The sequence below is a fragment of the Endozoicomonas atrinae genome, from assembly GCF_001647025.1.
Lineage (GTDB): Bacteria > Pseudomonadota > Gammaproteobacteria > Pseudomonadales > Endozoicomonadaceae > Endozoicomonas > Endozoicomonas atrinae.
This window is the reverse complement of sequence record NZ_LUKQ02000269.1, coordinates 1-6,931: the sequence shown is the minus strand read 5'-3', so window position 1 is coordinate 6,931 and position 6,931 is coordinate 1. Positions and strand designations below refer to the sequence as shown.

Annotated in this window: 8 protein-coding genes; 6 read left to right on the top strand and 2 right to left on the bottom strand. The window is 48.3% G+C overall.

Going from position 1 to position 6,931, the window contains the following annotated elements:
- Positions 1 to 117: 117 nt before the first annotated feature.
- On the bottom strand, positions 118 to 531 hold the full coding sequence (locus tag AK963_RS23675; RefSeq protein WP_066017866.1) for a hypothetical protein: 414 nt from the start codon (positions 529 to 531) through the stop codon (positions 118 to 120).
- 413 nt (positions 532 to 944) lie between these two features.
- Here AK963_RS23675 and AK963_RS34975 point away from each other — a divergent pair, with 413 nt between their 5' ends.
- A complete protein-coding gene (locus AK963_RS34975) occupies positions 945 to 1,736 on the top strand; it encodes a Bcr/CflA family efflux MFS transporter (RefSeq protein ID WP_202969847.1) in 792 nt (263 codons plus the stop codon).
- Entirely contained in the window at positions 1,693 to 2,109 is a 417-nt protein-coding gene (locus AK963_RS34970; RefSeq protein WP_202969846.1) for an MFS transporter, read from the top strand. Before AK963_RS34975 ends, AK963_RS34970 begins: the two co-directional genes overlap by 44 nt.
- A 10-nt stretch (positions 2,110 to 2,119) precedes the next feature.
- Here AK963_RS34970 and AK963_RS23665 read toward each other — a convergent pair whose 3' ends face one another.
- Complete coding sequence (locus AK963_RS23665; RefSeq protein WP_066017865.1) at positions 2,120 to 2,353, bottom strand: hypothetical protein; 234 nt, start codon at positions 2,351 to 2,353, stop codon at positions 2,120 to 2,122.
- A gap of 166 nt (positions 2,354 to 2,519) precedes the next feature.
- Between AK963_RS23665 and ftsY the strand changes: the two genes are divergently transcribed.
- From ftsY to rpoH, 4 genes are all read left to right on the top strand, one after another.
- Positions 2,520 to 3,842, top strand: a complete 1,323-nt coding sequence (gene ftsY, locus AK963_RS23660; RefSeq protein WP_066017864.1) for a signal recognition particle-docking protein FtsY — start codon at positions 2,520 to 2,522, stop codon at positions 3,840 to 3,842.
- A gap of 106 nt (positions 3,843 to 3,948) precedes the next feature.
- On the top strand, positions 3,949 to 4,617 hold the full coding sequence (gene ftsE, locus AK963_RS23655) for a cell division ATP-binding protein FtsE (RefSeq protein ID WP_066017863.1): 669 nt from the start codon (positions 3,949 to 3,951) through the stop codon (positions 4,615 to 4,617).
- Entirely contained in the window at positions 4,614 to 5,687 is a 1,074-nt protein-coding gene (ftsX, locus tag AK963_RS23650; RefSeq protein ID WP_066017862.1) for a permease-like cell division protein FtsX, read from the top strand. Before ftsE ends, ftsX begins: the two co-directional genes overlap by 4 nt.
- A gap of 134 nt (positions 5,688 to 5,821) precedes the next feature.
- Positions 5,822 to 6,676: an RNA polymerase sigma factor RpoH gene (gene rpoH / locus AK963_RS23645; RefSeq protein WP_066017861.1), complete on the top strand. Its 855-nt coding sequence runs from the start codon at positions 5,822 to 5,824 to the stop codon at positions 6,674 to 6,676.
- The last annotated feature ends 255 nt before the right edge of the window (positions 6,677 to 6,931 follow it).

Sequence of the window (6,931 nt, the reverse complement as noted above, 5' to 3'; positions counted from 1 at the left end):
GATCATCCTGAGTTTTAATCTGACTGGCTATTTGATCTACCAGTTTTTCGTTGATTTCAACGCTCATTGTTATTCTCCATTTTGGAGTATTAACGACAAGCGTTTACACAATTTAAATTACATTCCCTTTTCAATCACCGCTTTTGATCTGGTTCCACCCGTGACATCCACAACGATATCTACATCATCCTGATCAGGAATATCCAATACATCCTGAGTGAACGCTATATGCTCGCGATATGTTTCATCAATATCATAGCGGGGAACTCCGCTACGAGAGCCAGCATGAGTGATGACTAGTGTTATGTCGCCATTGGTAGTCTGGATAGTTCTATTTTGGCCCAGGGCATCAATCGTGCCGCAGCCGACAACCCCTAAACCACAGAGACCTATGCGTTTTGTCGTTCTTTCGGGGAGCACTTCCTCAACGGTTCTATGATCAAACTCTGCTTCTTTTTTTTCAAGATGAGGTAGGGTCATTGTCTGAGGTGACATTGGGACAGTGGATGAACGCACTTGCACATCGGACATGACTTTTACCTGTTTTATTTAAGGATGATACATGACAACCTGTTCTCAGTTTTCTCCATGAAAAGCCACGCATTATGACTCAAAACCGGCAAAACGAAACATACGTACGAGAGCCAAAAGTGATGAACAGACGCCTGGAAAATGTTACCTTTACAACGCTTTGATAATGGACAGTGTTAAAGTCTGAAAGTTCTCCAATGCTGGAGGGCCGCTTCCATGTAATTACCATGTGAGTTCCTACCATGAGGCCAATGGTCAGAACACGAACTTAAGCCACAGCATCTATCTGGTGCTGTGGCTTGTCAGAAATACCTTCCGATATGCCGCAGAAACGTATTCTTCGCTTCTGACGGAGTTTTATTGTCTTGTCATTCTCAAACATTTCATCGTCACACGAAACGTGGACTTTCTCTTTGACGCGTACCCTAATGTTGATGGTGCCCTTTGATCTTTTGGCCTCTCTGGGGATGGATATTTATCTGCCCGCATTGCCGGGGATGAGGGATTATTTCTCAACATCACCGTTGATGGTTCAGTTAACGCTCTCCCTGTATATGTTGATGCTGGGATGTGGTCAGCTGATCTTTGGGCCGTTATCTGACCGTTATGGGCGCAGGCCTGTGTTGCTCTTTGGCAGTTTGCTTTTTGTCCTGTGTTCTATTGGTTTGACGGTGGTGGGGTCTATAGAAGCTTTTATCTTCTTGCGACTCTGTCAGGCAGCTGGCGGTTCAGCGGCCCTGGTGGCAACGTTTGCAACGGTCAGGGATGTGTATGGGCATAAGCCTGAAGCCGCTACATTGTATGCTCTGCTGGGTGGGATGCTGGCTTTTGTACCGGCACTGGGGCCTATTGTCGGATCACTTTTGACTGGTTGGTTTGGTTGGGAGTCGGTGTTTTGGAGTCTGGCTATAGCTGGAACGGTTGCTGGGGTGCATGCGCTGTTCTGCTGGCCTGAAACCAACCATTCTGTATCTAACGTGTGTATAACCGATGCATTTGTCCGGGTTGTCAGCTCCAGAGCTTTTCTTCTATTATACCTTGGGCTTTACCGTGGCCATGGGGTCTTTTTTTGTCTACTTCTCCATTGCTCCAGATATTTTGATGGGCAGGCTGGGTTACTCGCCTTTTATGTTCAGTCTGTTGTTCGCCATGGTTGCGGTGGTGATGATTGTTGTCAGCCGGTTTGCCGGATCTATAGCCCGTAAGTTTGGTGTCTCTGGTACGCTAAGGCTGGGTATGGCGGTGATTCTGTCTGGTGCTTTGCTGATGTTGCTGGGAAACATTCTGCAATCACCCGATGCTCTGGTCTTACTGTTACCGATGATGGTCATTGCGATTGGTATCAGTATTACCTGCTCTGTCTGTGCAACAGGGGCTCTGGCTGAATTCAAAGATATTGCCGGTACTGGGGTTGCCCTGTACTACTGCCTTGAAGCCATTCTGGTCTGTTTGCTCGGTACGGCTGCGGTTACACTTTTTCCAACAGGAAGTCTCTGGCCATTAATCGTTTTTTCTGGCTGTGGCTCCCTGGCTGTCATGGCTTTCGCTGCTCAGAGCAATAATACGCGGAGAGTGTAAGCAGAGCCTGCTAGTCTGAACTCACATGAGATACCGCCTCATTGATTGGACGGGTGTCACGGGAAGGGGGTATTTCACTTTCCGTGATGGTGGCTTGATGTGTATAGGTAACGGAGTCTGGTGAAATAAAATAAACCAGAAAAATAAGCGCCAGACCTCCAGTTGCCCAGAGTAGCAATCTTTTATTGTGGATTGTTTCATTCGGGTTCATGAAAGTTGGACTACTTTCCCAAAGAAAGTTCATTTCGTGACAGCCTGAATTAAGATAGGATAAGCGATTATTCATAGCCTGCATGATTGATTGTCATTGCTTTTCATTTGCTTTTACGGAAACGACTCCGGACAGGCTTCAGATATATGACAATCCTGACATTCATCAGGCGTTCCCACCAAGGTTATTGAAGTAGTCTATGTTCGGTTCGCGCAAAGACGATGAGAAAAAAGCCAAACGCAGTTTTTGGCCCTGGGGTCGACGTACCCAGAATGACGTTTCTGAAGAACAGGTAGAGCCAAAGGCTGAGCCTGCAGTAGAAGACGTTGTATCCACTGTAGAAACACCCGAAGTTACTCCAGAGTCGGCTTCTGAATCCTCAACCAGTGTTGTTGATGTTGTGCCTGAGATTGCTCAGCACGCTGAAGATAAGCCTGTTCATCATGAGACTCTGGATGAACCCACCCATAAAGCACCAGAGGCTTCTGATGAAGAAGCCCCGGTTGCAACAGCAGCTACTGAAATTCCTCAAGCTGCTGAGCCAGAAATACAGCCCGAAAAAGCGCCCGTTGAGCTAGAGAGCAAGCCTGAAGCAAAAGGGGGCTTCTTTGCCCGGATGCGTCAGGGGCTGAGCAAAACCCGTAACGTTCTGGTCGAAGGCGTTGCAGAACTGTTCATCGGTAAAAAAGAGATTGACGATGACCTTCTGGATGAGCTGGAAACTCAGTTGCTGGTCGCTGATGTGGGGGTTGAAGCCACCACTGAAATTATTGAAAAGCTGACCCAGAAAGTTAAGTACAAAGAGCTGGATGATGCCGATGCCCTGATGGCTGCGCTGCAATCCGAGCTTGCTGATATTCTTGAGCCTGCTGACCAGCCACTGGTCATTCCTGAACAGGACACGCCTTTTGTTATCCTGGTAGTGGGCGTGAATGGTGTGGGTAAAACCACCACCATTGGCAAGCTGGCTCGTAAATTTCAGTCTGAAGGCCGCAAGGTTATGCTCGCAGCTGGCGATACATTCCGCGCGGCTGCTGTTGAACAGCTGCAGGTCTGGGGTGAACGGAATGAGATTCCGGTGGTTGCCCAGCATACTGGTGCTGACAGTGCCTCTGTTATTTTTGATGCCTTCGAAGCAGCAAGGGCTCGCGATATCGACGTGTTGATTGCCGATACCGCTGGTCGCCTCCATAACAAGGATCATTTGATGGAGGAGCTGAAAAAGGTGAAGCGGGTTCTCGGGAAGCTGGACCCTAATGCGCCTCATGAGGTGTTGCTGGTGCTGGATGCTGGTACCGGGCAGAATGCCCTGAGCCAGGCTCGCCTGTTCCATGAAGCTGTTCAGTTAACCGGAATGGCCCTGACCAAACTGGATGGAACCGCTAAGGGTGGGGTGATTTTCGCACTGTCCAAACAGATGAAACTCCCTATTCGTTTCCTGGGGGTGGGTGAGCAGATTGATGATCTGAGACCGTTCTCGGGTAAAGAGTTTGTTAAAGCACTATTCTCCCGGGAAGGTTGAGGCAGTGGCTGGTGAGCGGCAAGTGTCGCTCATTAAATCGTTTTAGCAGCCCCCTGATGTTGGCTACTTGAATAGCATCCAAGAAGGATAGATTAAGGACAGCTGGATGATTCGCTTTGACGGTGTCAGCAAGCGTTACCCGGGAGGTCATGTTGGCCTTGAACAGGTCAGTTTTCACCTGGAACGGGGGGAGATTGCGTTTCTGACAGGCCATTCTGGTGCAGGGAAAAGTACCCTGATGAAGCTGATCATGCTTCTTGAAAGGGCCAGTGCAGGTCAGGTCTGGGTGGGAGGCCATAACCTGCGGGCTCTGAAGAACAGTCGCATCCCCTATCTCCGCCGCAATATTGGTGTGGTTTTTCAGGATCACCAGCTGCTGTTTGATCGTACCGTCTTTGATAATGTTGCTTTACCACTCCTTATTGCAGGCTATTCTCCCAGTGATTGCGCTGGCCGGGTTCGAGCTGCGCTGGATATGGTTGGGCTATTAAGCAAGGAAAAGCTATTTCCTGTTGCTCTCTCTGGTGGTGAACAGCAACGCATTGGTCTTGCGCGGGCAGTGGTGAATCGTCCAGCCCTGATTCTTGCGGATGAGCCTACCGGAAACCTTGACCCTCAGTTATCTACCGAAATCATGAAGTTGTTTGAGAGCTTTAATCAGGTGGGGGTTACCGTATTGATTGCCAGTCATGACCTGGCGCTGGTAGCTCGAATGCGACACCGTATCTTGACTCTGGATCATGGCAGGCTGGTTGCAGACCAGGAGGTTCAGTGAGTCTTTTTAATAAGAACAACAGACGTCAACAGGATGGCCACCGACAGCGAGCAGTGGATGAAAAGGCTGGTGTGAGAAAGTCTACTGGAAGCACTGTTCATAAAGAGGCTCATACCCACAAAAGAGGTGCTAATCGTCAGGCTGCAGCTACCCTGACGCTGCATTCGCTGTTTAGTCTGCATCGACAGGAGGGTAAGGATGCACTGAATCGCTTGCTGAAGAACCCTGTGGCCAGTTTGTTAAACAGTTTGCTGATCGCTGTTGCCTTTTCTCTGCCGGTTTTGCTGTTTGTGCTGGTGAGTAATGTTCAGGTGCTTGGGGCTACCTGGGATGGGCAACCCAAAATCTCTATCTACCTCAATAATGGGGTTAGCCAGAAAATTATCGATCAACGCATTGCAGATTACCGTGAAAACCCGCTGATTAAAGAGGTTGTCTATATATCACCTGAGCAAGGGGTGAGTGACTTTCAGCAAAAGGCCGGGTTGCAGGATGTAATCACCCAGCTTGGGTTTAATCCATTACCCGGTGTGATTGAGCTGTTGCCTGTCAGTGAAGCTTCTTTTGAACAACTGGATGATGCCGTAATTCATTTTCAACGAATGGATGGGGTCGACCAGGTTCGTCTGGATAGGCAATGGGTGCAGAGGCTTCAGGCAATATTAACCATGCTGGAACGCTTTGCCGTCATGCTGGGTGGAATTCTTGGGCTTACCGTGATTCTGGTGATCAGCAACACTGTGCGCCTCAGCATTGAAAGCCGGCGTGATGAAATCAAAATTATCAGTATGGTGGGCGGGACACGGGGTTTTATCGCCATGCCCTTCATCTATATGGGGATCTGGTATGGCGTGATCGGTGCTGTTCTGGCTCAAGTTATTGTTTTTTCTTTATTAACTGTCTTGAGTCATGAAATGATGGATATTGCCGGACTGTATAATAGTGAGATGGTGTTATCCGGTCCCGGTTTTAGTATTTTAGGCATATTGCTGCTTTCCGGAATAGTGTTCGGTGTTCTGGGGGCAATGAGCAGCTGTTATCGACATTTTCAGGCTTTAGTACCGGATTAGTCCGTGTAAAGTAAGAAAATGTCCTGTAAAGTCGATAGCGATTATAAAGCTAATTGTTGTTATTATTAGTATTAGTTTGAACTTCAACTACTTTAATAGAGTCCAATTAAGAGGGTATCTTGACGGAGTCAGTTATGGGCACCAGTCTTCAACCAGTCGATATGTTAGTTCCTGGCCGCAATATTGATGCGTATGTTGCGTCAGTCAGCAGTATTGCTGTGTTGTCTGCTGAACAGGAAAAGACCCTTGCTGAGCGCCTCTTCTTTCATAATGATCTGGAAGCGGCTCGCCAGCTGGTAATGTCTCACCTTCGCTTTGTTGTTCACATTGCCAAAAGCTATTCCGGCTATGGTCTGCCACTGGCGGATTTGATTCAGGAAGGCAATGTTGGCCTTATGAAGGCGGTTAAGCGTTTTAACCCTGAGGTAGGGGTAAGGCTTGTCTCCTTCGCGGTGCATTGGGTCAAAGCGGAAATACATGAATTTATTCTGCGCAACTGGCGCATTGTTAAAGTTGCGACCACGAAAGCGCAGCGCAAACTCTTCTTTAACCTGCGCAGCGCTAAAAAACGTTTGTCCTGGTTAACCAATGATGAAGCGGACGCTGTAGCCAAAGACCTGGGTGTTGAGGCTAAGGTGGTTCGTGAGATGGAAGGCCGAATGGCCGGTCAGGATACCGCTTTTGATGGTTATGCGGATGATGATAGCGACACCGCTTATCAGGCACCTGCTTATTACCTGGAAGACAGTAACTCGGATCCTTCTTCTTTGCTTGAAGACGCTGACTGGTCTGATAGTTCTATTTCTCAGCTGAGAAATGCTCTGGCACAGCTGGATGAGCGCAGCCGGGATATTCTGCAAAAACGTTGGCTGGCAGAAGAAAAGGCAACACTTCACGAGCTGGCTGATACGTATGGAGTGTCTGCTGAGCGTATTCGCCAGTTAGAAAAGAATGCGATGAAAAAGCTGAAAGGTTCTATGGAAGCCTGATGTTGATTAGACATTCTAAAAAAAAGCCGCTGAAAAGCGGCTTTTTTTATGGGCTTAAAAATACAGGGTGTTGACTTTTATCCTGACCTGCGTAGAATGCGCCGCTCTTCCACGGGCTCTCCTGAAACGGTCACCCACGGATCAGCAGAATGAACATTCATCGCTGACCGGGAAGTGCGGTTTGAAAGTTGGTTGTTTTGAAATGAATGAAAAACAATCGGTTGACAAATCAAGCTGGCGCGGTAAGATGCGCCT

Bases quoted from the DNA above. Each gene is read 5' to 3' on its own strand.
- AK963_RS23675 (WP_066017866.1), bottom strand. From the start codon at position 531: ATGTCCGATGTGCAAGTGCGTTCATCCACTGTCCCAATGTCACCTCAG.
- AK963_RS23665 (WP_066017865.1), bottom strand. From the start codon at position 2,353: ATGAACTTTCTTTGGGAAAGTAGTCCAACTTTCATGAACCCGAATGAA.
- ftsY (WP_066017864.1), top strand. From the start codon at position 2,520: ATGTTCGGTTCGCGCAAAGACGATGAGAAAAAAGCCAAACGCAGTTTT.
- ftsE (WP_066017863.1), top strand. From the start codon at position 3,949: ATGATTCGCTTTGACGGTGTCAGCAAGCGTTACCCGGGAGGTCATGTT.
- rpoH (WP_066017861.1), top strand. From the start codon at position 5,822: ATGGGCACCAGTCTTCAACCAGTCGATATGTTAGTTCCTGGCCGCAAT.